Below are 25,765 nucleotides of genomic sequence, written 5' to 3'. Positions count from 1 at the left end.
AATATTACTCTTTCCCGTCACCTTAGTCAACAACTTGCTCAAGAAAACTGCCCGTTAGTTGAACAAAAGCAGCCGATCCCGTTGATCGGCTCCCTTCTTGTTCTTATTGAACTATCGTTTCCCGTTAGCTGAATAGAACCTCATTTTGTTTCAAATTCATCACTTGCCTGGCTTCAATTCTTTTATTCCTACTGCATAGGCGTTAGCTGCATAATTTTTTCAGCCTCTGAACGATCAATTTACATATATATAGACAGTTTCCTTCTTAATAATATTGAAAATTGATCAGTTAAGACGATTTGACACAAGCGTATGCTCAGCAAAATTGGAGATTTCAATAAAATTATTCCTTTCGTAAAACCTCTTGGCTCCGCTATTCGATTGCGCAACACGCAATAATATATTTTTAATCCCCATTACATTCGACATTCGATGAATACAATTTTTCAGAATAAGGCTTCCATACCCGCGGTTCTGATATTCGGGATGTATAACAAAGTCTCGAATGTAATCACCTGCTAGAATATAGGCCCCAATCAATTTGTCATCAATCCAAAAAGATCTTACCCATTCTTCTAATTCGTTTTTTTGTAGTAAATTCAAGAAATTATCTTGATTTTGTTGGTATGTATTTGTGTTCCAGCCATTTTCAACATTCAAGTTATAATAAGCTTTCTCAAATAGTTGAATAAAATTTCTAAGCATGTCTGGTGTAAATCCCTTTTCTACTAGCGGAAACGTCTCCGGCATTTTTATTTCTTTGCTGAAATCATATTGAAGCTGAAAACCCTCCATATCGGTCGCAAAACCAAGTTCTTTAACAAAATGAACTAACTCTTTATTTTTTCCGTATACGTTAAAACAGATTGCTCTTGTCTCATTCGGCTGAAAATGTTTACTAATCTGCTTCTCCATAAGATTTAGTAATGTTTCATCATGGCTGTAATCAGTAAAAGCCGCAAATGCGATGATATAATTTTCGTTCTCAACGATACAAAATGCACCATGATTTTGATCTGATTCTTCATAGTAAACAAGGGTTAACGTTTGATTAATATGAGCATTTTTAACATAGTTCCCCGCGTCCGTAGATATCAAAGAAATTAATCGGTACACTTTACTGTTTATGCTATTCTCCATGATTTATATCCTCATCATAATAAATTGAAATAACAACCCGTTGTATCAACTCATTTGCAATTGTCTTATCCCTGAACTGTAAGTCATATTCAAAAAACGATATTTTTTCTCTTGTCAACCTCTCTCATCACCTTTGCTCACTATTAAACCCCAATTAGTTAAGTATAAATACAGTTTAACTGTTTCTAAGTATCAACAGGATTGAGAAAACAATTATAATTGAACTATACTGCCCGTTAGCTTAATAATATGAGCAGGCTCCTGCAGCCTGCTCAACTTAAGTTTTATTGAACTAACGTTTCCCGTTAGTTGAACGATTTATTGCTCTCGAAGATACCGCACTTCTTCCGATACTTCATTGAAGCCTACCGAGTGATATAAAGATAGCGCGGATTTATTGGCCGTCTCAACTTGTAGTTCTGCGAGCGCGCATCTATGATCTTTGAGATAGGTGAGCGCCTGAGAGAGTAAATGCTTTGCAATTCCTTGTTTCCGCCAAGGTGCTCTGATAAATACATCTTCAATGATTCCATCTCCATCTCCATCTATCCATGTCATAACGCTTCCTACTAAGGTAGCATTCTCCCTTACAACAAAAGCAGTCCACGCAGAATGTTTCTGGTTCTCTTTTAACCGCTTGAGCCCTGTGTCGTTTTCTTCCCCGCGGCAGAATAGCTCTGCTCATGGAACGCATCTGGGGTACAGCCGAGATGCGTGTAAAAATGGGCCATAGCATGGTAAAAAATACCATTTCTATGACCCCATCAATTAAATAGGTACTGACATTGCTCCTTCAAGTGCCTGCGGAATGTTTTCTAAATCAAGTATATAGTCCCCAAATCGTTTGACATGCTTGGTTAAATAAGGACTCAGAGCTTCAACATCATTCCTAAATAGTGTCTGCCCTTCTTTAATCAAGTCCCGTAAAATCAGGGTGATATCTATAACATTCTGAAAGATGACTGCATTCGCTACAAGATCGTTGTACTTGATGCGTTTTTCCTGTTCTTCTGGATCATTCTCAGCGATCACGCCATCTCCCCCAAAAAAGAGCCACTTGGAAAATCCATTGTATGCTTCCACTTTATTTGTACTGGCCGTTATTTGCTCACGTAACGTAATATCTGAAATGTATTTCAGGAGGAAAACGGTCCGAACAACGCGTCCTAATTCCCTAAATGCTTGATAGAGCCGATTTTTCTTACTCTCGTTACTAAGTTTCCGAAGTAAGGTTGACGGTAGAATTTTACCCTCCTTGATTGACAGAACTACCTGTAAGAGATCTTTCCTATGGGTTTCAAGTAAATCCCAATCCACAGTATCACTGAATAGTGGATCTATGTGTTCGTATACGGTGTCTTCACTTGGCCTGAAAAATATGAGATCCTTCCAATTTCGAATTCTAGGCATTAGGTTGATCCCTAACAGGTACGCTAATGCGAAAACAGGAGTAGATTGTCCTTGGGTATCAGCGTGCAACGTATCAGGTTGGATGTCTGATTTGTTCTTTAGTAGGCCATCTATTATGTAGACAGCTTCCCATACTCCGCAGGGAATGAAGTGACTAAATAAAGCAATGTAGGTATCTGAAATATGATGATAAGCAATTCCGCCATACCCACCATAACAAATATGATATTCAGATAACAAATTTTCTTCGTACAAATCGAACTTCGTTCCGTCTGCAGCAGCTGTCTTCCCGTCTCCCCATAGTTTAGGCAGGCTTAGTGTATTGTATTGATTCAGAATGTCACGTATGGCTGCATCGATCTTCTGGGCAGTTACATGTCGGCGGTTTACAATTGAGAGCATATGGGGTGTAACTAAACTTCGCATATGTTTGGATGTTTGGGCTGGCCCAAGATTGCACCCGTATCCATCGGTAATCCGATCAGGAAAATGTCCCATGCGTTCGCGCAGGTGTGAGTTATAACGTAAATTGAAACTGTTTATCTCGGACATTCCGTCGCGGGCAGAGGAAACGGTCGGGGCCGAGATGGCAGCAAGCTGGCACCGGAATAGGAAATTTCCGGTGCCAGCTTGCTGGTGTTCTTAATGTGATGAAGAGCCAATGAGTTGCTCGGCAATGCTTTTGGAAAGAGGCAACGTATTAATTTCAGAAGGCATCGCATTGATATTAAGGGTTTGTACATAATCCCCGCCGCGAGTTCCACCTGCGAACGTTGCGAATCCTGGAAAGTTGCCGCCATGCCCCCAAATCGTAATACCATTCGTCAGCTTTGTTCCAACGATCCCCAAGCCGTATTCACCTACTGGAGTTTCAACCCCAGTTAACATCTGATCTAAAGTAGCTGGTTTTAATAGCTTGCCACTAAGTATAGCACTGAAGAATGTATTCATATCATCCGCTGTGGAGATCATAGATCCCGCAGCATCTGCCCAAGAGGGATTCATTTCGGTTCTGTCTATGAATTGACCGTCGAGTACGAAGTATCCTCGTGCATGTTCACCTGGAATAAACGAGTAGTCGTCGGGTACATAAGTGCTCGTTAGCTTAAGGGGAGCTATGAAACGTTTCCTAATATGTTCCCCGTATGTTTCTCCAGTAGCCTTCTTAATAATCATCCCTGCCAGTACCGTATTCGTATTGGAATAAACCCATTTCTCTCCAGGCTTAGAGGTTGCCTTCATGTTCAGTCCAGTACGAACTAATTCGTCAGCAGTAAAGGAATGTAACGGGTTTGGGAGTAATTTATCGAGAATATCCTTGTGTTCTGAATAGTCAGGAATACCGCTTGTTTGGTTTAATAGTTGCCGAATCGTGATATGATCCCCTTCATATTCAGTACCCTTAACAACATCAGGCAGCCATTTTTCTATCGTGTCATCCAGGTTCAGTTTTTGTTCATCAACAAGCTGAAGAACGACCATTGCAGTAAACGTCTTTGTTAGACTACCGATCCGGAAAGTAAAGTTCGTCTTAACCGGGTCAGTACCGTAAATGCTTGCTTCACCGGAAGCATATGCCCATTTTGATCCTTTGTTTGAGGAAGCTACAATTATGCCCGGTATATTTTGATGGTTAGCAGCTTCATCGATAAGTTGCTTGGCTTTGGTCTGCGAATCTTGACTGTAGGGATCCGCCTGCTTTGCAAAACCAGTTCCTTGTAATGGCAGTAATGGCAGTAATAGAGTCGCGGTAATCATTGTCGATACAGTGAGCATAGAAATTTTGTTCATTTCGTTTCTCCTTTTGATTAAGGAATCGTATTATTCATTCATTTGTGATGGAGTGACCTTTTTGATATAGAAAAAGATGTCAAATGTCTTGCCGAATGCAGCGTCTACAAACAAAGGTACTTCAGGTCTCAATTTTGTTATTCCGGCAAATAGAGGACGGGTTACATCTAACCAAGTTTTCACCGAACCGCTTGCTTTGCGCAAGTCTACAAAAAATTGATCATGTTTGACTTGTCCGACGGTATAGTTAATGCTATTGGGGTCATCGATTCTAACCGTTCCGTAAGGACCGAATTTGCCGCTTTCATTAACAACGTTACATGAACCTGAATGGATTGAAGTCCCGATGGATACGTATTTGTCGCCGTAATGTTTAGCCAAATGTTGTCCTGACATCTCCGGATATACGAATGGAAGAGTATTGGTTTTGGATATATGTCCGTTATGACCCCATACAATGGTTTTCCCCCATTGTTCTTGTGTCCACTTCGCATTTTCATACATTGCAATATCATGTCTTAAGAAGAACTCCGGCTGTTGTTCAGCTGAAAGCATATGAATAAATTGCTCGATAATACGGGCGCTATGCAATGCCCATGCGTAAGCTTCTTTTTGCTTGCCGGCATTAGCTTTATTTTTTTCTAGCAGCTCAATAATAGACCGGGCATTGGAAAGATGCTTTTCTTTCTCATCTTTCGGCAGTTTCTCAAAACTTCCTTCATCTTTTGTTGCGGAAATAAGCTCTTTCATTTTGTCATTTAATTGAGAAATCAAATCCGGATGATATTGTTGGATATAGTCCGAAATTTTGTTAAACACATGTTCATCTAATTTTTTTTGATCCATCCCGATTACACGTACTTTGTTGGGATGTTTGGGATTGGCATTGTAGTCACGAATCCATTCCAACATTTGCGTCATTTCTTTATTGTTAAACACGGGGCTAAGAATTTTGTCTGGATGCCCTTTACCTGTAAGAACATATTGATCAAGCATCAATCCTTTCCCCCAGTTCTCCTCTAAGACAAGGTTTGTAAACCCCAATTCCGTAACCATATACTGTACGATACGGTGTTTCATCGTGAATATTTCATGCATGCCATGAGAAGCTTCGCCTAAACCAACAATAGAAGCAGATCCTATCATCTCTTTAAGTGGTTGTAAATCTTCCAAAGAAGCACGAGGCTCTGTTGTTGTTAATTTGCTTGCATTCTTCTCCAGCCACTGTAATGGAGTCTGGTTGTCCTTCATGGCAGTTTCAAGTTTAGATGCAGGCGCGTATTGCCCGAACTGGATGGTGTTGATGGGATTTCTTCTGTGGAACAACCGGCCAAACTTATACTACATATTGTAGTAAGTGCCAGCCTCGTTAATAATTTCTTGTTCATTTTTTTCCTCCCCAGGGTTATTGTTTGACATTCGTTGCGAAGCGATTTGTCTCCCCGAGTATTGCAAAGTAATTGTCATACTGCCAAGATGCCATTATGTCACCATGATGCGCTTTTACTGTCATATGACGGCCTATCGCCCGATTAGGACGGGATTATGATTGCAAAGTAATTGTCATACTGCCAAGATGCCATTATGTCACCATGATGCGTTTTTACTGTCATATGACGGCTTATCGCCCGATTAGGACGGGATTATGATGGTATCATTAGAGAATGGAAGAAAATCACAGAAAGTTAATGGAGGATCAATTTTTAAGCCTTCTTTCCTACGTAGCTGAACAGGAACGAAAAAAAAATAAGCAACGGCAGGCGGAAGGAATAGAAGTTGCCAAAAATAACGGAGTGAAATTCGGACGACGTAAGCACGAGATTAATGCAGAGTTCATTCAGTTGTATGGGGAATGGAAGTCCGGATCAATCACAGCCACCGAATGTATGAAGCGCCTTAACCTAAAATCCAATACCTTTTAATTCGATGTTATTCTTTTTGAGGTCCGCAAAGGTCTTATTTTCAGAATCCTTCTTTGAAATATTCTTCGCTACTAAGATTCTTTGGTCTTCTATCGAATCAGTAAGAAAGAAGCTGAGGTTAATTCGAGTTACTATACTGGTTTTGTTTCAAGAGTACAGAAATTGGATGATACACTTGCTCAAAGCAGTGAGATAGACTCTAATAGAGAAATTGAGCAAATGTTTGATGTGTATACTTCCATTATTTTAGTGAATGACCGATTAACACTTCTTAAAGAAAATACTAAAAGTTTCCCTGATATAAATGTTCTCATCAATGACTTTTTAATATTTAGAGATGAATATGGTTATCTTGTAAAAGATCAATTAGAAGGTAATCGTGTAGATTCAGATGTACACATAAAAGTGATTAAACAGATCAAATTATTCCTGAATAACTTGCCAAAAGAATATGAGCATTCTAAGGCATTTTCTGATCAATTTAGTGCTGCTGCTGATCATATTAAGCCATTACTACATCTTAATTTCTAGTTTATTTGAGCCGCGGTTGCGGCTCTTTTTCTGTATTTTAATAATATCTTAACCCTTGATATCCCTTATCACTCTCTTTTGGATTACCGTTGTTCACGGCTTTTTATAAACTTCTCAGCACAAAGCCGGGTAGCAATTAAGCGTACCAACCATTGCCACTGCTAACTGCTACCCGTCACGGAGAATTGCTGAACTCATCCGGGGACAAAATCGTTGTTGCGCTATCCTGCCCGTTAGTTAAACAAAAAGCAGCTGATTATGGCCAGCTGCTTTTCTATATTTATTTTTCTATCGTTTCCTGTTAGTTCAATGAATGACTAACAGCATGAAAACCACTCACTTTGTATCCGTCAAAATTAGCTTTAAAAGTAAATTGAACTATATCCGAGTAAGAATTTGTCGTAACTTGCCCCTCTAGTATAAACTCATCTTGAGGATAATAGTTCGATTTTCTCAAAGGTAAGATATGCTGTCTAGCGATGAGAAAGTTACTACCATACTCTTTCCTAAGTACGTCCATGATCTTAGGACGAAGTTCAAAAATAAGGACTTCTTCTAAGCACTTATGTTGAATGTCGACATTATTCAAAGTTGGTGACTCATCGCTGTATGCATCAACACCATCCAATATTGTAAAGTTGATTACCCCTATGGCCCAAATCAAAATAATACATCTCCACCACATGAGAAATATCCTCCATTCCTTTTGGCTATTTTGCCCATACAGTTATCAAACTATCCTGCCCGTTAGCTTAATGAAATTGCGTGGGAGCATAGTAAGATACTTATCTAATCGGGAATCGGCTAATGTTCTTGTCCATTACGGCAATCGGTACAAGTTCTTGTCCTCGACTCGGGACAAGAACTTGTACCGATAAAACAAAAAAGCCGCTAAAATAGCGACTCTCAATGGGAACAAGATCTTGTCCCGCGACACGCCGCTGATGAAATCATATCGGGAATGTAACAATGTTCTTGTCATCAGTCGGGAATGTTATCAAGTTCTTGTCATTCTATTTTGATAAGAACTTGATAACATAAATATAAAAAGCCGCATAATCAGCGGCTTCTAATGTTACTATGTTTTTGTCACCCGACATGATTCTAGTATTGCTCTCTAGCAGCAAAGCGCCATGTAATCCATATCCCACTAAAAAACTTCAAGTCTATTGGTTTTTGACAAGAACATAAATCGTTAAAACAAAAAAAAGCCGCAACTAAGCGACTTTTAAGCATACATGTTCTTGTCATCCAAGGACTTCATCATTGACTAGACTTTTTCTTTTGCTTCTTCAAAACTCATCCATTTGTACTTTAATTAAGATTTTATGGATTCAGTTGAGATGGATTCACTTTCTGAATTTGAACGATGATGTCAAATGTTTTACCTAATGATAAATCAACAGTTGTTGGGATATCCGGACCTACCGTAGTTATTCCAGCGAAAACGGGATGTTGCTCGTTTAGCCAAGTTTTTGTCACTCCGCTGGCCTTACGTAAATCAACAAAATACTGATCGTAATTGACTTGTCCAAACGAATAGTTATAACTATTCGGGTCATCTAATTTTAATGTTCCATACGGCCCATATTCTTGGTTACTGTTATAAACATTGTAACGTCCCTCATAGACAGATGTTCCAATGGATACATACCGTTTTCCATAATGTTCTGCTAAATGCTGCCCAGCTACTTTAGGGTACACGAAAGGGATCATGTTTGTTTTCGAAACGTGTCCATTATGGCCCCACACGATTGTTTTTCCTACATGTTCTTCTGTCCACTTCGCATTTTCATACATGGCAATATCATGTTTCAAATAAAAGTCTTCCTGGTTATCAGGATATGAAGCTGCCATTGTCGTAAATTGCTCGATAATACGAGCATTTTGTTTGATCCATGCGAACTCTTGGGATTTTCCATTCAGCTTACTTTTATTTTGTTCTAATAAAGCACTGATTTGTTTCGCATCTGAAACATATTGCTCTTTTCTTTCTTTCTTAAGGTTGCCAAAGGTATCTATATCCTTTGTTACAGGAATAAGGCCTTCCATCTTTTTTTCGAAACGGGTTACAAGTTTTGGATCATGTTTCTTTACATACTCTATGATATTGTTGTAAACATTCTTGTTTACTGTTTGTACATCCATCCCAATGATCCGTATTTTGGATTTATGCTTTGGATCAGCATTATATTGGCGTATCCATTGAAGTAGATCTATGATTTCTTTCGTGTTAAATACTGGCGATAGATATTGGCTTGGGTCCCCTTTACCCGTAAGAACATAGCGATCGAGTCCCAATGCTCTGTCCCATCCCTCTTCTAACACTAAGGCGTTAAAGCCCATTCCATGTACCAAATAATTAACAATGCGATGTTTCATGGTAAAAACTTCGTGAGCTCCATGCGTCGCTTCACCTAAACCAACAATTGTAGCTGATCCTACCATATTCTTAAGTGGAGTTAAATCATGAAGAGATGCTGTTGGATCCGTTGTCTTTAATGGCATTGCATGCTTTTCTAACCATTTAATCTGTTCGGCTATTTGATTTGTGTTGTAGGGAGCTGTAACAGAAGCTTCTGCTTTCAAAGTCGCATTAGTACCTCCTGTAAAACTAGTCAGTGTGATCATCGAAGCAGCAATTGCGATAACCATTTTCTTTTTCATAAAATCCTCTCCTTAAATACTTTATGATTTGGTTTGATAAGAGATATTCTTGTTCCCCAAACTCTCTTCCGTATCCTACTGCACTCGTTGTCATGTGCAACAGTGTCAAAATGTCATATGACACACCTTCCCAAAGAAGTGACCGAATGTTACTGACCGATATGACATACCATCAGCCATACTGTGGAGATCAAGCCGTTCGCTCATTGCTAGGACTGCCAGAATGGAAGCATGAGGACGAGCCTTATCCAATCACATCAAAAAGCCGTATTTTGTACATATGTCTATACAAAAAAAGACCGCCCCACTCAAGGACGGTTGATGTCGGAGGACAAGAACTTGTACCCTTTGCCGTAACATGCCCTTTCTCTTTTTAATTTCTTCCATAATCGTTTTAACAAAAAATAAAAACCCGTTGGAACTAATCATCAACGGGTCACTCTTACAATGGCTAGTGCGATGAATAAAAATCACATCGTCTTCAGAACCAAAGATTGAACGATAAATGGCTAGCGCACGACGAAGACTCTTCCTTCGATATGCTTCAACCATCAAGTTGTCGAGTCCTAGTTCAAAACGAATGTGAGGACCATGCGCTTTCATTTTTTTTACAATATTCACTACGTATATCCCTTCGTTTTAAAGTCTTACTAGGTAGCTGTCTACATGTCTTGATTGAGCTATCGTTTCCCGTTTTAACGGGCTACCGATCACCCCCACCACTTTTCCCACACATTATCCGTTGTTCAATTTAAAACCAAGTATTTTCTTGACTAGGAGGAATTACAATGCATTCCGTAACATTGAACAATGGTGTAAAAATGCCGATCATCGGCTTTGGTGTCTATCAAGTTCCGGATGCTGAAGAATGCGAGAACGCGGTATATGAAGCGCTGATGGCCGGTTACCGCCTGATCGACACCGCCGCCGGTTATCTGAACGAGGAAGCGGTCGGAGACGCGATTAAGCGCAGCGGTGTGCCGCGTGAGGAGTTGTTCATCACGACCAAGCTTTGGGTTCAGGATGCCGGCTACGAGAGTGCCAAGCTGGCGTTTGCTAAATCCATGAAGAAGCTGCAGCTCGACTATCTCAATCTATACCTTATTCATCAGCCGTTCGGCGATTACTACGGCGCTTGTCGTGCGATGGAAGACCTGTACCGTGAAGGCAAGATCAAGGCGATCGGTGTCAGCAACTTCCTGCCCGACCGTCTGATGGACCTCATCGTGCATAACGAAATCGTGCCCGCCGTCAACCAGATCGAAACGCACCCGTTCTACCAGCAGATCGAGAGCGCCGCTTTTATGAAAAAGCAGGGTGTTCAACACCAGTCGTGGGCCCCGTTCGCTGAAGGACTTAACAACATGTTCGGCAACGAAGTGCTGGCCTCGATCGCAGAAAAACACAACAAGCCCGTCGCCCAGGTAGTCCTGCGCTGGCTTGTTCAGCGTGGAGTCGTTGCTATTCCAAAATCGGTGCGCAAAGAGCGGATCGTCGAAAACTTCGACATTTTCGATTTTGAGTTGAGCACGGACGATATCGAACAAATTTCCACTCTCGATACGCGGGAAAGTCTTTTCTTATCGTACCGCGATCCGGAAGTCGCCAAGATGATGGGCAACTGGAGAGTCGATCTGTAAACCTTGATCAAACCGTAAACTCATCACGCGTTTATCCTCATCTGAAGGTGAAGCCGGTGTACGCCTCAAACACGCGCAAAAAATGTGACATAGAGAAGCCGGCCAATGCTACAAGTGACTCACACGGAATGTCTTTCGTATAGACAGGTTCAGGCATCTACCCGAAATCACCAAATCAATCAACCGCAATGAGGTTTGCATTCATTCATCTGCCGTTTACTTTGATACAGGAAGGTTCCGGGCCTCAACTCCTCGATTCCGTTCAGTCCAAATTAGCATAGGTATGGAGATCAGAAGACTGACCACAACCGGAACAATAGAGCCCTCAAGTCCAAAATCGCCACCTGTGAGAAGAGCGGCTCCGTTCACCTTTACAGTAAATAGACCGGCAGCAGAGTGCCCAGAAACAGGAATGCCAAGCAAGCCTTCAATGGCATTCCAAGCAAAATGCAAGCCTATGGTAAACCACAAGTTCCGCCGCCACAAGAAGGCGGCTCCGAGCAGAACACCTGCTTCCAGGGCTATAGCGAACGCGCTATATAATGTTGCCCCTGGATTGCCAAGATGGGCAACTCCAAAGAATAGTGAGGTCACAGCGAGTGCGAGCGATTTCCCCCCCAATCTATCAATGGCTTGAAACATAAGTCCACGAAAGATAAGTTCCTCGACAATGGCTGCTCCTAAAGCTGCTCCAATGGAGGATATTAGAACAGAACCCGCATTCGCAGAACTTGCCCACTGAAAGGAGTAACCTCCCAGAGCCATAATAATAATGACGGAGCCTGCGATAAAGATTGTCCCGGTAAGTACGCCCAGCAAGGCTTCAATCCCTGCGCGTTGTCTAGCTATCTCTGGAGTGGAACGCCGGGCCAAGTATGTCAGGGTGAGCTTATAAACCAAGATGGCCAAGAGCCCCGTCACTAGTGTAAGGACAAGGGAAATCATCCCCTCTACTCGCTCTGTCAGCTGCCGGAATAACGTATCAATGAGAACAATACCGATAGCCCCCACAATCATCCAGACGATTGGAAAGCGCCAAAATGAACTCCGAGCACTTAAATTCCTGCCATTCTGCAGCATCTCTTTATTTTCAGACATTTTTTTCTTCATGTCTTATATCGCTTCCTCTATTGTTTGATGCTATGAGTATAGGCTGAAAAAGTCATAAAGAGACAGTGCACTTTTGTCATAATTTATTCTATGACTATATTCAAAAAAAGCCGGTAACCCTAATAAGTTACCAGCTTCTTGGGGATCGGCTTTTTAATGATCCATAATTCCCGAATCTCGGGCTTTACGGGCGGCCTCCCGCCTTCCTTTCACATTCAGCTTCGAATAAATCGTTGATATATAATTTTTAACCGTCCCTTCACTAAGATACAGCGCCTCGGCAATGTCTTGATTACGCAGGCCAGAAGCCAGCTTATGCAGCACTTCTATTTCACGGGCAGTGAGCCCGAATTCATTATTTTTCGCAGGGGTGGTATTGTTGATGCTCTTGATCATTTTACTCGCCATTTCCTGCGAGATTAAAGTCCCTCCCGCCTGAACCACCCGTATGCCTGCAGCCAGGTCTTTGGGATGAAGAGCTTTGAGCAGATAACCTTCTGCTCCATAGCTTAACGCCGCTAACACATATTCTACTTCCTTATAGGAAGTCAGCATGATGATTTTGGTTGCAGGTATTCGTTCTTTAATCAGGGCCGTTGCGGCAACGCCGTCCATGACTGGCATGTTGACATCCATCAACACAATATCCGGCATAAACTGCTCGCAGCCCTTCATTGCTTCTTCCCCATTCTTGGCTAAACCGACAATTTCCAAATCCTCTTCCATGGACAGGACGATATGTAAGCTCTCGAGAATTAACTCTTGATCATCAGCAAGCAGCACTTTAATTTTCACCATGTGGAATCACTCCTTTCAGCGGGATTTCGCATCTGACTTCGGTTATCGCTGGAGTTCCCTCTCCAGATGTTAGGTGTAGGCTGCCTCCCAACCGCTCGACCCGATGATTCATCGTGGTCAAGCCGAAGCCATAATTTAGCTTGTCGATCGGTTTGCCGTCATTTCGAACGGACAATTGCAGATGGCTCTCAGAAAATCTAAGCTCCAAATGCAGTTGAGTTGCCTGTCCATGTTTTAGTGCGTTTGTAAAGGATTCCTGGATGACCCGAAGGACCGCTTGCCGTACTTCAAAACGTATGGACCGCTCTGTCTCCGGCAGACTCAAAGTCAGGGCCGTACCCGTGTGCTCCCGGAAACGGACCACAAGGGATTCAACCTGTCGGATCAGACTTGAGTCCTCTTCTTCCCCCATTTCGTGTACGACGTTCCTCATTTCGTCCAGATTTTTCTCAGCCAATGTTCTTAAGCGAATTAACCGATCTTTGGCCTCGGCAGGCTTGCTATCCATAAGGGCAATAGAAGCATCAAGGCTCAGGATGAGTGAGATAAAGGAATGCCCCAGTGTATCATGAAGCTCCTTGGACATGCGGTTGCGTTCTTCAAGCAAAGTCATTTTCTCGATCTCGGCCGAGTAGTGAGTTAAGAGCTTATTTTGATGCTCCACTTCGGCTACCAGTTTATTCTTCTGATCATACGCATTGGCTACGAAGCTTGCCCACATGCCGATGAAGCAGAACAGCAGATTGTCTGTTCCAATACCTAGGGTTTTCTCCCAAGATAATCTTAGAGAAGACTGAAAGGAAAAAGGAATGAAAACAACGACGGGAATGATCCAAAGGGTTTGCTTAGTCAATAAGTACCCCATTGTAAGACTCGGCAGTAAATAGTCCGCTTTTGAAGTCAGATCCGGATGAATGACAGAATTCACATAATAAGAACCGCCAAGCAATAGCTCCAGTATGCAAAACCAGACTTTGTTCATTCGGCGCCCAGGAAACCAGAACAGCAACGGGACGACAAGAGCTATGCTCAGCCAGATCACGTTTAATAACGTTCGGTTCGAAAACTCATTTACTGCCAAAACCCGGGAGAACAGCAAAATATAATGGTATAAACGAAGAGCGAATATACCCCAATCCATGAAAGATAATATTTTTCTCATATCATCGAATCTCCTACTGCGTTCTTTAAGGTTTCAGGGACTTCGCGGCTTTAGCGGTACGGTGAACCGTACATAGTTTACAGACAGGTCATTCAGCTAACGGGGAGGTTTCTTACATTTTTATCTATGTGTTTGCGGGTGGTGTCAGCTACGCTGGTATTGCCCCTCCATGGCGTTCATTGTAGCATGGAGAACAATTGGTTTCTCGATGTTTTTCTCGTATCGGCGGAGAAATACGTACAAAGCAGCCGATCACTTTGATCGGCTGCCTTCTTGTTTTTATTGAGCTAAGCACTCAATAACATTACGATAGAGAAAACAATCGGCAGTATTTTTCGAAGCATCGAATCCCTCCCTTTAATAACGCAGACGTAAAATGATTACATTTTGTTCCACTTGTTTTCACAAGGAAATTAAACTATCCTGCCTGTTAGTTGAACAAAAGCAGCCGATCCACGTTGGTCGGCTGCCTTCTTGTTTTTATTGAGCTATCGTGTCCCGTTAGTTTAAATACACTAATGCGATTTTGTTTTCACTATTCGTATTACCATCTACATTGCTTTAGGCTTTCCCTTTCTGGTACATTACTTTTTTTTCTAACTTTAATGATTTTTATTCCGTTCTCAGGTGTATCGATTAATGTGAAAGTGATTCTTTCATATGAAGGAGCGTGATGTCCTGAATAGTTTAATGCACTTGCAATAACTAAATGTCTTCGTGTATTGCGGTTAATTCGCTCAACGCTATCTATCCTTGGACACATTATAAAATCCGGAAAGTCCTTCTCGATTACAGAAAAGTATCTTGTATACAATGTTTCCTCCAGAAGTTCTTCTTTAGTTGGTCCAACAGGTTCATACTTCCAGCCTACAATGATCCAATCATAAAGCTCTTGCGAAGTTAATCGGATTTTATTTTTGTTCTTTGTAAGTACAATTTCACCATCAACGGCAGTGCATCTCTTGATAAGATGACCCTTACATTTATACGCTGGCTCTAAAGTTATTAGATCACCGTTGAATCATGTTTATTTTTAAAAGTAATGGAACTTTATCAGCTTCTAACTCAGTTGCCTGTTCGCTTGGACTTGAAGTATTGATCCAATTAATAACCCTTCGAATAATCCTTTCGTCATATCCATCTGTCATTCTGAAAATCCTTGAATTAACTGTTCCCTTTAAACGAATTACTTGTATTGACGAAACTTCACTATCAGTTAGTTTTATTAAATTTGTTCCGTCACTAGCTTCTGCTAATAAATGTGTTGAGGAAATTATTCCAATAAGCAAAAGGAACACAGTTAGTTTCGTTTTCTTCAATTTTCATCACCTATGGATAACCTCACCATTTTTTTGGAAAAGTATGTACCCATAATTCAAACGTTTCATTTAACTATCCTGCCCGTTAGTTGAACAAAAGCAGCCGATCCACGTTGATCGGCTGCCTTCTTGTTTTTATTGAGCTATCGTTTCCCGTTAGATTAACTCATTCGGGTCATCCAAAGTTCATTTTCATAGATGAAATATGCTCTATCATATAATGAAAATCTCCCTCAGTATCGGTCCAAAAAATAACCGGTACTTGTTTTATTTTCATTTGTCGAAATGCTTCATTACGGTGACGCCCATCAGCGATTTCATATTTGCCAGCGGAATAAAAGACGATTAGTGGCGGAAAATCCCAATCACCATATGCATTCTTCATTTTATCGACGACATGGAAAAACCATGCTATATCATTCTCTTTAGTCAGATACGATGGAGCACCTTCTTCAATTCCAAACTCCGATATATCCGTTACAACAGGACCGATATAGTACCTCTTCTTCTCCAATAACCCGTCTGCCAATGCAACATTTCCTCCGTCATTTCTAAGAAATAACTGAATCCACTCATCAATTGCACCACGTTGGGCATATTCAATTGCACATTTTGTACTGCCATATATCATGGTTTGCACTCTCCTTGATTGAGTTAGTTCTACCTAATTATACATTACTTCCAAATGGGACAAAATGGTACTTAACAGATATAACTAAACTGCCCGTTAGTTGAACAAAAGCAGCCGATTACATTGATCGGCTGCCTTCTTGTTTTTATTGAGCTAGCGTTCCCCGTTAGCTCAATGAATTGTGCTACGATTCTCTGCGTAGTCAGTAAAGTCAGAATTAAGGGCACCCGATCAGGTGCCATTTGTGTGTACATATTCCACCTGGAAACTTTAGTACACGTTTTCTACTAGTGGCCGCGGCTGTGATCGTTTCCCGTTGGTCGAACAACAATTTCTAATCTCAGTACTCTCTTTTATTTCCCTTCTTTACGAATTCCCACTCGATCTCAATATTTTGTCTAACTCTATGCAGAAGATGAAACAATGTTTCGGATTCTTCTTCAGAAAGTCCCGCTAACGCAACCGAGTTAGAATAATCCCCTTCTCTCTTTAGAAAGGGGTATGCTTGCTTACCCTTTTCAGTTGAAAATAGCCTTTTAATTTTTTTGTTTGTTTCATCGTCTTTCTTTTCAACAAACCCAGAGATTTCGAGTTTTTGTATCGCACGTGCTGCAGTTGTTCGGTCCACCTTTATCATTTCCGCTAGCTTTTCTTGAATAATTCCCGGGTTCTCACATATACGAACCAGATATAAGTACTGCCCTTTTGTAAGATCTAATTCCTTGAACTCAATATTGCTTATGGAATCCAAAGCTCTAGCGATCATTCCAACTTCGCGAAGTATTTCCCTCATTCGAACACCTACCAATAGATTTTTTGTTGCATTTACAACAATATTATTTTATTATATACCTGTTATTGATGCTAAATTCATTATGACGATTTTTTTTGAAAAAATAAATCCAGAGAGGAATAAAAACGTGAACACAAAAAGAATCACACGACCTGAGGAATTAGAAAATGCATTCTTAATTAGAAAGAAAGTATTTGTTGATGAACAGGGCGTACCACTTAAAGATGAATTTGATGAATTTGATGCGCTGAATGGACAATGTGAATATATACTCGCCTATTACAATGGGCAACCAATTGGCACAGGAAGGATTCGCATTCTTGATGGAATAGGTAAATTAGAACGAATCTGTATTTTAGAGCCATACCGGAAATTTGGGATTGGGAAAAAAATCATTTCCGCATTAGAAGAAATCGCTGTTGAAAAAGGAAATCATCAAGTTAAATTGCACGGGCAAACTCAGGCAGAGGGGTTTTATAGAAAACTTGGCTATCAGACTTCATCAGCTGAATTTATTGAGGATGGTATCCCTCATATTGTAATGATTAAAGATATTCTTTCACAATAATGAAGAAGTTTGGCGTAACGACATTTTCCCTTTTCAGCTGTGGGATATTCATATTAGCCCTTGGGGATTCACTAACAATACTCTCCGACCTTGGAGCTTCACCTTTTGATGCACTTTTAGTCGGTCTATCCAAAAATGTAGGTCTTACAGTGGGAAGTTGGGAAGTGCTTATCGCAATACTATTGATTGGATGTAATTCATGTTTATCCAGACATCGACCGGAATTATTAGGGTTGGTAACTGCATTGATAACAGGTCTCGGTATCGACATATGGATTTTTTTGTTAAAGGATCTGATCGAGCCTAAATTGTGGATCAGTAAACTTGCTTTTTTGGGTTTAGGTTTAATATTAATTGGGTTAGGTACTTCTATTTATTTGCAAGCGAATTTCGCGCCAATTCCAGTGGACAGACTAACATTAGTCTTACAAACGATTACTGGGCTCAATATACTATTTACGCGCACAATCATATATCTGTTTTTCTTGATAGCCGCAATTATTTTCAATGGGCCAATTGGTATTGGAACTCTACTAACCGTATGTCTGGGCGGTTTAATTCTTAATACTTTATGCCACTTACACAGAAAGCCATGAACCTATTGATAAAAACAAGTGGACACACATAAGTGCCTGTTTTTGATAAAAGGCATCCACAATAGTAAATATTTATGGAAGGATTATATGAAATGAAAACAAAAATAACAGGTGTGATTTTATACCCTTTGTTTAGTGAATATGAATTAACCGTTGCCCTTTCCATTCTTAAGCAGGGAGATCACCCGATAAAGACGATAGGGATTACTTCAGCACCAATAATAGGTGAATCGGACCTAACTTGCATTTCTGATACAACGATCTATGATGTCGATATCAATACGCTAGATAGTCTATTACTTCCAGGATGTATGGATATTTCAACGCTGTATGATAATGAAGATCTGATAGACTTTATAAATAAATGTTCCCTTTATAATAAGGATCTTGTAATTGCAGCAATCTCAAGTTCTCCATATCTATTAGCAAAAGCAGGATTGTTAGAAGATCGTAAATACACAATTGGCATGTATGAAGAACAGAGAAAGGAAACAGGTTTTTTTAAAGAAGAGAATTATTGTAATGATCTTGTAGTCCAAGATGGGAAGATACTGACTGCAAGAGGAAGAGGGTTTATTGAATTCGGTGAGAGATTTGGACAATTATTGAAGTTGGATTTCGATTCCAATTGGTATCATGGAGTATAATTTGAATAAAAATTCAATGATGAAAGTTACTACAATAACATCATATTCACGCATCGGGCCTGACGCAGTGTGCCTGTAAAATCGTTTGTCCCAATTGACAACATAAAGAAGGGGCCATTTCATCAGCCTTTCTCGGATTACTAGCTTAACTTCCAAACCTGTTTCAAATTCGTCGCTTGGTTGTCAAAGCTCCCTTTTCATATGATAAGAACGCCTGTCGATGACCACTCGATCTTGTTCTGGCTTGCCTTTAAGGATTAAGGTAATGATGTTGGTCAGTAAGTTTAGATTACAGCTTATCGACCTATATAAGTTCTTGTCCTAACTCAATATCAAGAACTTATATACTTTTCTGAAATTGACAGAAGTTTATCCCATTTCCGATTTTAACAAGAACTTGAACTACTCCCGACAATCTCTTCTTTCTTTGCAAGAGGTACACCAATATGTTCAAGATGCTTAATAGTCTCGTTTAGTGTACTTGGAAATTCAACATCACTTGTTGTTCTGTTGGAAAATAACTGTCATTCTCAGTAAAGAAAGAAAAGATAGTCTCATTTCCTAATTGGGGTTTTATCACAGTTCTTTCAATCTTCAACACTTCACTGTACCGTTTTTTTACAACTTTAAGATTCTTAGTTCTCCAAAATATTCCTCAAAAACCTTTTATCATTGTATCTAACTCCTGTCTGTCATCAAATTTTTAGCTATCCGATTACATTAGATATTCGAGATTTAAATTTAAGTTCCTTTTTCAACTATCCTGCCCGTTAGTTTAATGGGCTTCCAAGATCGATTGACCTTAGTCAACCATCTAATCGTCTCTGAGTATAAGTTCTTGCCATTTTGGTCACTTTTGGATGGCTCCTTAATTCCCCGAATCTTTCTGGTTCGTAATAGGTAAACGTATACACAAGCAATTACATCTTCTCTTGGCAGTGGCCATCTGAAGCAGTAAAAGTTAAACAAGACCATTATAAATGACACAAAAACCCGTCTAATCTAGACGGGGTCTTTTGGATGATTAAATTATAATCAGAATTCTAAACTGATACATTTCATCAACGTATTGCAATATATTTATTAGTATCATATATCATTAGGGTACACATAGACCTGCATTGCAATAGTTTTATTCATGTCGAGATTACGTTTCTTCTTCAATTCAATTTCGTCTTTTTAGTAAAAATAAGCAATAGTCCAATCAGATAATAAATGATATTTACCACTATGACACTATAAAGAAACACCGAGATTGTCGTTGGGGCCCATACTTTAATAAATGCCAAAGGCAATCCTTGAAAGAAAATTTTCGGAAACATGAGCGTGAGTGTCAAAATTGCAGCTGCAACCAACGTATGTACGGATAATAACAAGATCCTTTTTACGTTTAATTTTGTCCGTATTCTTTGTTTTCGAACAAACTTGCTCACGGTTCTTAGCGATAGCAGGATGAACATTACTCCGAAACAGCCGACGACGATACACAGGATGGTCACGATTCGATCCAACTTTTGATCGCCGGAGGAATGAGTATTCGCAACGTCGTTCCCCTCCCACAGATCCATCACGCCTTGACCTATGGCTGTCGTAAAGCTCGTATTCAAATTGGATAGAATGGCTACCCCTAATTGTTCATCGGGCTGCATGATGAAATACGAGGTAAAAGTCGGGTTCTGTCCGGCATGGAAAATATATTGTTTTTCGTTTTTTTTCATAACTGCCCATCCGCTGGCATAGTAGGTGTCTTTATCAAAAGGTTCCACCGACAAATCAGGGATTTGCGATTCTTGAATGATCTGTTTGTCGAACGCATGGCTCGGATCTCTTCCTAACTGTAGATTCATCCATTTCGCTATATCTTTCGTGTTGCTGATAACGTATCCGGCGGGTACATTCCCCCGATAGATGGGCGGCGTGTAGGCTTGCTCTTTCATGAATCCTATTTTATAGCCGGCTGCCATCTCGTTGGACTGAACTTGATGCAGCCCAACAAACGAGTCTTTCATGCCGATCGGCTCTAATATCTGCTGCTTTATATACATATCATAGGGTTGCTTTGTTACGATCTCGATAACGAGTCCCAAGACATCATAATTGAGCGTTGCGTATTCATGAGAGCTGCCTGGCTTCCGGTTTAATTGCTGGTTCAGCAATGTTCTTACGTTCATTTCGAGGGCGTTATCTGCATTGCTCTCAGGAATATGAGCTATAGTTCTAGAAGCGATCCCGCTGGTATGATAAAGCAGCTGATTTATAGTAATCGTTTGCGGCTCTCCATTATATTTTAACTCTAGCCATGGGATATACTTTCGAACGTCATCCGTCCGTTTTAACAGCCCTTCCTTTTCCAATTGCAGAATGGCAAGACCCGTAAATGCTTTCGTTGTGGATCCGATTTCAAATAATGTATTAGCGGTCACGGGTGTTTTGGCCTTTACATCAGCGTACCCGAAGCCTTTTTGATAAACCGTTTTCCCCTCCTCTACAATTACTAACGATATCCCTGGAATTTTGCTGATCTCTTTTTGCTCTTCAACATACTGTTCGATCTTCTTAATTTTTTCGCTTGAGTCGGCGTTAGTTATATTGGGTGTGAGACTACTAACCGTTAGAATCATAAGAATCATGAACAAACACATTTTTACTGATGGTTTCATAACCGTTTCCCCTTTAAATTTATGCTTTTCATGTAGCTATTGCAGGCCACAAGGAAATAAATCGTTTGCATGGCCATGTAAATACCGATGATGACGAACGAATAGATCCAATTGGATACCATAAGCAGGTTATTTAATGCTTTAAGCGCGACCAACGCATGTACGATACCGACGAGGCATGGCGCGAAGAAAAGAATGCCGACCTGCATAAAGACGATTTTTCGAAGTTCGGTTTGCGTCATACCGATACGGGTCAGTGCTTTATACTGCGCCTGATCCTCCTGCAGTTCCGTGAACAATTTGAAATAAATCATACTGCCGGATGCGATAAAGAACAGTAAACTAATGAACACGCCAATGAACATCGTAAGAGAAATGACCCCTTGGGCATCCTCATATTGCGTCTTTACATTGTCCAACTGTACGGCAAGTCCCAACATGTATATCGTTCCGGATGCCGTTAAAATAACCGCGCTCAAAATCGACACGATAAACAACATTCTCGCGTTTTCCTTCAACTTCAGACCAAGCTGAGCGAATACGATCAAATTCGTTCGATTATAGTAGACTCTTGCAGAACCTTTAATGATTCGCAGCAGCAATCTACTGAACTGCGTGAATAAAAGATAAGTTCCAAGAACTGCCGTAAGCAGAATCATCGGTGCAAGCATGCTAAAATTCGCCATATTTAACCTCAAAGCCATCCCATACGAGGATGCCAAACACAAGACTGCAAGCAGAGCAAACCATGGCGAATAAACGGACCGTTCCTTCGGCCTTCCCGCTGCATTAAGCAATCCTGCAATTTCCGTACTCCCCACACGCCATGCCGTTACCACGGAAATGAACGTGAACAGCATAAAAAAGCCGCCGGTCGTCATCCACAGCGCGCGAAGCGGTACAAGAGCGGCAATGGATTCTTTCATGCCAAGCAGCACTGCGAGCGCCATAAAAAACGGCTTGCTGAATAGTATCCCCAGCCCGATGCCGGCTGCGATGGCCAAAACGGCAATCACCGTGTTCTCATACACGATAAGTCTGCGAAGCTGAATACGGGTTATTCCGAACATGTATAGAAGGCCGAATTCCTTCTTTCTGGACTTCAGAAAAGCCGAATTGGAGTAAAGCACGAACAAAAACGAGAAAATGACGATGATGTATTGGCAAAGCACCATGCCCAATCTTACTTTCGCAGTTCCGATCAACTGACCGCTTGTCAAAGCCGGATGCGCAACAAACGCCGCATAGATATAAAAGATCATGACGGACAATACGCTGCTCATAAAAAACGCGCCGTATGACCGCCAATTGCCGCGGATGTTGCTAAGCGCGAGCGAACGGAGCGTCATTAAAATTCCCTCCCAATACGCTCAGCACGTCTAATATTTGTTGGAAAAACGCTTGCCGGTTGGAGCCGCGCCGAATTTCCGAAAAGATTCTTCCATCTTTGATGAACACGATGCGCTGGCAATAACTCGCCGAAAATGGATCGTGAGTCACCATTAAAACCGTTGCCCTGAATCTTTCGTTCAACTCTTTTAGCGACTCCATCACATCCTTCGCCGACTTCGAATCCAGGTTTCCCGTCAGTTCATCGGCGAGCAGTAACGACGGCTCATGAATAAGGGCGCGCGCAATGGCCGCACGCTGCTTCTGACCGCCTGACACTTCATAGGTGCGCTTGTTCAAGAGATTAGTAATTTGCAGCCATTCTGCAAGGGACTTCAGTTTTTCCTCGATCAACTTGGGAGCCGTCCCTTCCAACACCAGCGGCAAAATAATGTTTTCTTTGATGGTCAGGGCATCCAGCAGGTTAAAATCCTGAAAGATGTAGCCAAGTTCGCGCCTTCTGAAAAGCGCCAATTTTTTATCGCTGAGCTTATTTGGATAAATTCCGTTAATTTCGATATGGCCGGATGTCGGACGTTCCATTGCCGCGAGAAGATTAAGCAGCGTCGTCTTTCCGCTTCCCGACGGCCCCATGACACCGACAAATTCGCCATGTTCTACTTGCAGGTCAATGTCATGTAGTGCTGTGCATACGACATTCCCTTTGGAACTGTAAATTTTATTAAGTCCCTGTGCCTTAAGTATACTCATCGTTCGATTTCCCTCCTCCCGTTTTTAGTCTGTGTGTCTTAACAAGGTTTAGTATAGCGGGCAATGAGTATCGAACCCATCGATTTACATAACAAAAAACACGCTTCGAACATGACAAAGTTGTCACAAAGCGTGCATGTCCTTGTTCGCTTTGCTGCCAAGAAGGAGGTGTATGCCATGGGGGTGAAAAGTGATCGTAATCGTCGTACCAACACCCAACTCCGACGATACGGAAAGTTCATGACCGAGTTTGCTGCACACTTGCTTCGCTAAATAGAGTCCCATTCCCGTCGATTCCTCTGCAGATCGTCCGTTCTCGCCAGTGAAGAAAGGATCAAATATTCGTGGTATATCGTGAGGTGCGATACCACTTCCTTCATCGGTTATGCTAAGTTTGCTGCCAGTGTCTGTACTCTGATCCAAGAGGAAAATTAGTTTTTTTAGGCCTTTCTTGTTCTTACTGTATTTAATAGCGTTGCTGACAATTTGATTGAGTACGACGGTCATCCACTTCTCATCCGTTTCCGTCCATGCCTCGCCATGTATTTGCGGTATGACGTTATGCCGAATACAAAGACGTTTGTGTGCGATCAGAACGTCTCGTATCACGTCGTGAAGAGGCGTTTTTTTGAGATGAAGATCCATTTCGAACTTCTCAAGGCGTGCCGTATGGAGCAGCATTTCCAGACCTCTCGACATTCGATCCGCTTCTTCATGCAGGCTGAAGGCGAGCTCTTGTTGTTCCTTCTCTGAAGACGGCAGCTGCTTCGCTGTCTCTTGCAAGAGCAGATCGATAACCGATAAGGGCGTCTTCATATGATGCACCCACTGCAGCACAAAATGATTATGAAGCTCCTGCTGACGGCGGTATGCGCCCAGCTTATTCAAATAAGCGCTCATTTGTTGCTCAAGCAATCTAGCGACAAGCTGCTGCTCCTTCGTTACTGCAGATTGTACGATGGCTTCAACGTGTAATTCATCAGACCTTTCAATCGCATTTTTAAGCTGGTTGTAATACTCACGCTGCCGAATATAGTCAACAACTAGTCCAAGAATCAAAAAGAACGCGGCTGCAACAACAAAATAATAAATCGTACTCGTATCCATCCATCCAAGATAACGCGCGTTTTCCAGAAGCATTAAACAGACGCCGGTACTAATCATAAGGAATCCGGATAACACATAAATTAGCCGGTCACGAAGGAACACCACTACCGGGAGCACTCTCATAAACTCGTCTCCCCCTGCTCTTCGCCCAGAATCAGTTTATAACCCATACCTCGTACTGTCGCGATCGCATTCGGCAGCCCCAGCTCCTCCAGTTTCTTGCGCAATCTTGCAACATTGACGGTCAACGTATTGTCATCGACAAACTGCGCATTGTCCCATAACGTCCCCAAGAGCTGATCCCTCGAGACGGTTCTTCCGTACTGCTGTATGAAGCATTCAGCTAACAACTGTTCATTCTTCGTAATCTGGGTTCTTTGTGTTTGCCATATAAGTTCATTACGGCTAAGGTTCAGTCGCAAGCCTTGTACGTTCAACTCGTTTTCAGGCGACGGGGCATGACCGGTCGATGCCGAATAATCCCCGTAAACTCTCCTTAATACACTTTTTATCTTCGCGATTAAAAGATCTAAATGAATCGGCTTCGTGATGTAATCATCACCGCCGTTATCTATGGCCAGCACCTGATCCATCTCACCCGCACGAGCGGATATGAAAATGATCGGTACGTTGGATTTTTTACGTATTTGCCTGCACCAATAATAGCCGTCAAAGTACGGCAGGTTTATATCAAGCATGACCAAATGCGGTTCATACACCTCAAGTTCCGGCACGATGTCTCGAAACTCTGATGCGCAAGCTGCATCAAATCCGTATTTCTCCATATTTCTCTTTAGGACGGCGCTAATTTTGCTATCGTCCTCCACAATATAAATCCGGTACAATGCGATTCCTCCTCAAAGCGTTCCGTGTAAGCCAACTATCAGTATAGCAGATTGTTGGAAGACAGGAATAAAGGGCGATTGAGCTTATGCTGGATTTGGTAAGAATGATTATCTAATTTCTGACAATGAGCGGCAATATTGCATCAAACGGCTGCTCTATGTTGAATTGCTGCCTGTAAGTCTATACGTTCTTGTCGTCGGACAGGAATAAATATATTGATAGTCATATACTGTTATATTCTAAAAAACTTAAATTATCCTGCCCGTTAGATGAACAAAAGCAGCCGATCAAGTTGATCGAGGCTGCTTTTGGTTTTTATTGAGCTAA

The 25,765-nt window shown here is 41.4% G+C and carries 21 protein-coding genes and 4 pseudogenes; 5 read left to right on the top strand and 20 right to left on the bottom strand.

The features are described from left to right. Positions 1–285 precede the first annotated feature (285 nt). The 5 genes and pseudogenes from NYE54_RS05385 to NYE54_RS05365 all read right to left on the bottom strand — a co-directional run bounded on the left by NYE54_RS05385 (position 286) and on the right by NYE54_RS05365 (position 5,667). Entirely contained in the window at positions 286–1,140 is an 855-nt protein-coding gene (locus tag NYE54_RS05385; protein WP_339270591.1) for a GNAT family N-acetyltransferase, read from the bottom strand. A gap of 318 nt (positions 1,141–1,458) precedes the next feature. Continuing rightward, a pseudogene (locus NYE54_RS05380) lies at positions 1,459–1,716 on the bottom strand (GNAT family N-acetyltransferase); the annotation flags it as partial. 192 nt (positions 1,717–1,908) lie between these two features. Continuing rightward, positions 1,909–3,015: pseudogene (locus NYE54_RS05375) on the bottom strand (transposase); the annotation flags it as partial. Positions 3,016–3,192: 177 nt separating this feature from the next. Beyond that, positions 3,193–4,341 carry a serine hydrolase domain-containing protein gene (locus NYE54_RS05370; protein WP_339270589.1) on the bottom strand — a complete coding sequence of 383 codons (1,149 nt, stop codon included), beginning with the start codon at positions 4,339–4,341 and terminating at the stop codon, positions 3,193–3,195. 30 nt (positions 4,342–4,371) lie between these two features. Next, the gene (locus tag NYE54_RS05365) at positions 4,372–5,667 is read right to left on the bottom strand and encodes an erythromycin esterase family protein (protein WP_339270588.1); all 1,296 of its coding nucleotides are present in this window, start codon (positions 5,665–5,667) and stop codon (positions 4,372–4,374) included. Positions 5,668–6,425: 758 nt separating this feature from the next. Between NYE54_RS05365 and NYE54_RS05360 the strand changes: the two genes are divergently transcribed. Continuing rightward, positions 6,426–6,794, top strand: a complete 369-nt coding sequence (locus tag NYE54_RS05360) for a hypothetical protein (RefSeq protein WP_339270586.1) — start codon at positions 6,426–6,428, stop codon at positions 6,792–6,794. Positions 6,795–7,095: 301 nt separating this feature from the next. Here NYE54_RS05360 and NYE54_RS05355 read toward each other — a convergent pair whose 3' ends face one another. The 3 genes from NYE54_RS05355 to NYE54_RS05345 all read right to left on the bottom strand — a co-directional run bounded on the left by NYE54_RS05355 (position 7,096) and on the right by NYE54_RS05345 (position 10,082). After that, positions 7,096–7,479, bottom strand: coding sequence for a hypothetical protein (locus tag NYE54_RS05355; protein WP_339270584.1), 384 nt, complete (start codon positions 7,477–7,479; stop codon positions 7,096–7,098). A 641-nt stretch (positions 7,480–8,120) separates the two neighbouring features. Further along, a complete protein-coding gene (locus NYE54_RS05350; RefSeq protein WP_339270582.1) occupies positions 8,121–9,461 on the bottom strand; it encodes an erythromycin esterase family protein in 1,341 nt (446 codons plus the stop codon). A gap of 252 nt (positions 9,462–9,713) precedes the next feature. Next, on the bottom strand, positions 9,714–10,082 hold the full coding sequence (locus NYE54_RS05345; protein WP_339270580.1) for a hypothetical protein: 369 nt from the start codon (positions 10,080–10,082) through the stop codon (positions 9,714–9,716). 167 nt (positions 10,083–10,249) lie between these two features. On the opposite strand from NYE54_RS05345, the gene NYE54_RS05340 reads away from it, so the two are divergent. Continuing rightward, positions 10,250–11,101: an aldo/keto reductase gene (locus NYE54_RS05340; RefSeq protein WP_339270578.1), complete on the top strand. Its 852-nt coding sequence runs from the start codon at positions 10,250–10,252 to the stop codon at positions 11,099–11,101. A gap of 216 nt (positions 11,102–11,317) precedes the next feature. On the opposite strand, the gene NYE54_RS05335 is transcribed toward NYE54_RS05340, so the two are convergent. The 6 genes from NYE54_RS05335 to NYE54_RS05310 form a co-directional block, all read right to left on the bottom strand. Next, positions 11,318–12,211, bottom strand: coding sequence for a type II CAAX endopeptidase family protein (locus tag NYE54_RS05335; RefSeq protein WP_339270576.1), 894 nt, complete (start codon positions 12,209–12,211; stop codon positions 11,318–11,320). 153 nt (positions 12,212–12,364) lie between these two features. After that, positions 12,365–13,009, bottom strand: a complete 645-nt coding sequence (locus NYE54_RS05330; RefSeq protein WP_339270574.1) for a response regulator transcription factor — start codon at positions 13,007–13,009, stop codon at positions 12,365–12,367. Continuing rightward, positions 12,996–14,171, bottom strand: a complete 1,176-nt coding sequence (locus NYE54_RS05325) for a sensor histidine kinase (RefSeq protein WP_339270572.1) — start codon at positions 14,169–14,171, stop codon at positions 12,996–12,998. The genes NYE54_RS05330 and NYE54_RS05325 overlap by 14 nt, the downstream gene beginning before the upstream one ends. Positions 14,172–15,181: 1,010 nt before the next feature. Continuing rightward, positions 15,182–15,490 (bottom strand): hypothetical protein, encoded by a 309-nt coding sequence (locus NYE54_RS05320; RefSeq protein ID WP_339270570.1) that lies wholly within the window; start codon positions 15,488–15,490, stop codon positions 15,182–15,184. A gap of 175 nt (positions 15,491–15,665) precedes the next feature. Then, complete coding sequence (locus NYE54_RS05315; RefSeq protein WP_339270568.1) at positions 15,666–16,121, bottom strand: ParB N-terminal domain-containing protein; 456 nt, start codon at positions 16,119–16,121, stop codon at positions 15,666–15,668. 340 nt (positions 16,122–16,461) lie between these two features. Beyond that, on the bottom strand, positions 16,462–16,914 hold the full coding sequence (locus NYE54_RS05310; protein ID WP_215163348.1) for a MarR family transcriptional regulator: 453 nt from the start codon (positions 16,912–16,914) through the stop codon (positions 16,462–16,464). A 127-nt stretch (positions 16,915–17,041) separates the two neighbouring features. Between NYE54_RS05310 and NYE54_RS05305 the strand changes: the two genes are divergently transcribed. The 3 genes and pseudogenes from NYE54_RS05305 (at position 17,042) to NYE54_RS05295 (ending at position 18,725) form a co-directional block, all read left to right on the top strand. Continuing rightward, the gene (locus NYE54_RS05305; protein ID WP_339270566.1) at positions 17,042–17,482 is read left to right on the top strand and encodes a GNAT family N-acetyltransferase; all 441 of its coding nucleotides are present in this window, start codon (positions 17,042–17,044) and stop codon (positions 17,480–17,482) included. Then, positions 17,482–18,110 (top strand): annotated as a pseudogene (locus tag NYE54_RS05300) (YitT family protein). The gene NYE54_RS05305 and the pseudogene NYE54_RS05300 overlap by 1 nt, the downstream one beginning before the upstream one ends. 60 nt (positions 18,111–18,170) lie before the next feature. Further along, the gene (locus NYE54_RS05295; protein ID WP_215163357.1) at positions 18,171–18,725 is read left to right on the top strand and encodes a DJ-1/PfpI family protein; all 555 of its coding nucleotides are present in this window, start codon (positions 18,171–18,173) and stop codon (positions 18,723–18,725) included. A gap of 386 nt (positions 18,726–19,111) precedes the next feature. On the opposite strand, the pseudogene NYE54_RS05290 reads toward NYE54_RS05295, so the two are convergent. The 6 genes and pseudogenes from NYE54_RS05290 to NYE54_RS05265 all read right to left on the bottom strand — a co-directional run bounded on the left by NYE54_RS05290 (position 19,112) and on the right by NYE54_RS05265 (position 25,437). Beyond that, a pseudogene (locus tag NYE54_RS05290) lies at positions 19,112–19,377 on the bottom strand (glyoxalase). A 508-nt stretch (positions 19,378–19,885) separates the two neighbouring features. Then, the gene (locus NYE54_RS05285) at positions 19,886–21,385 is read right to left on the bottom strand and encodes a serine hydrolase domain-containing protein (RefSeq protein ID WP_339270564.1); all 1,500 of its coding nucleotides are present in this window, start codon (positions 21,383–21,385) and stop codon (positions 19,886–19,888) included. Beyond that, positions 21,382–22,734 (bottom strand): FtsX-like permease family protein, encoded by a 1,353-nt coding sequence (locus NYE54_RS05280; protein ID WP_339270562.1) that lies wholly within the window; start codon positions 22,732–22,734, stop codon positions 21,382–21,384. The genes NYE54_RS05285 and NYE54_RS05280 overlap by 4 nt, the downstream gene beginning before the upstream one ends. Then, on the bottom strand, positions 22,709–23,485 hold the full coding sequence (locus NYE54_RS05275) for an ABC transporter ATP-binding protein (protein ID WP_339270561.1): 777 nt from the start codon (positions 23,483–23,485) through the stop codon (positions 22,709–22,711). Before NYE54_RS05275 ends, NYE54_RS05280 begins: the two co-directional genes overlap by 26 nt. A 123-nt stretch (positions 23,486–23,608) precedes the next feature. Then, positions 23,609–24,715 carry a sensor histidine kinase gene (locus NYE54_RS05270; RefSeq protein ID WP_339270559.1) on the bottom strand — a complete coding sequence of 369 codons (1,107 nt, stop codon included), beginning with the start codon at positions 24,713–24,715 and terminating at the stop codon, positions 23,609–23,611. Beyond that, positions 24,712–25,437 (bottom strand): response regulator transcription factor, encoded by a 726-nt coding sequence (locus NYE54_RS05265; RefSeq protein ID WP_339270557.1) that lies wholly within the window; start codon positions 25,435–25,437, stop codon positions 24,712–24,714. The genes NYE54_RS05270 and NYE54_RS05265 overlap by 4 nt, the downstream gene beginning before the upstream one ends. Between the last annotated feature and the right edge of the window lie 328 nt (positions 25,438–25,765).

It is taken from the genome of Paenibacillus sp. FSL K6-1330 (genome assembly GCF_037976825.1).
Classification (GTDB): Bacteria; Bacillota; Bacilli; order Paenibacillales; family Paenibacillaceae; genus Paenibacillus_AQ.
This window is presented reverse-complemented; position numbering and strand designations above follow the sequence as displayed.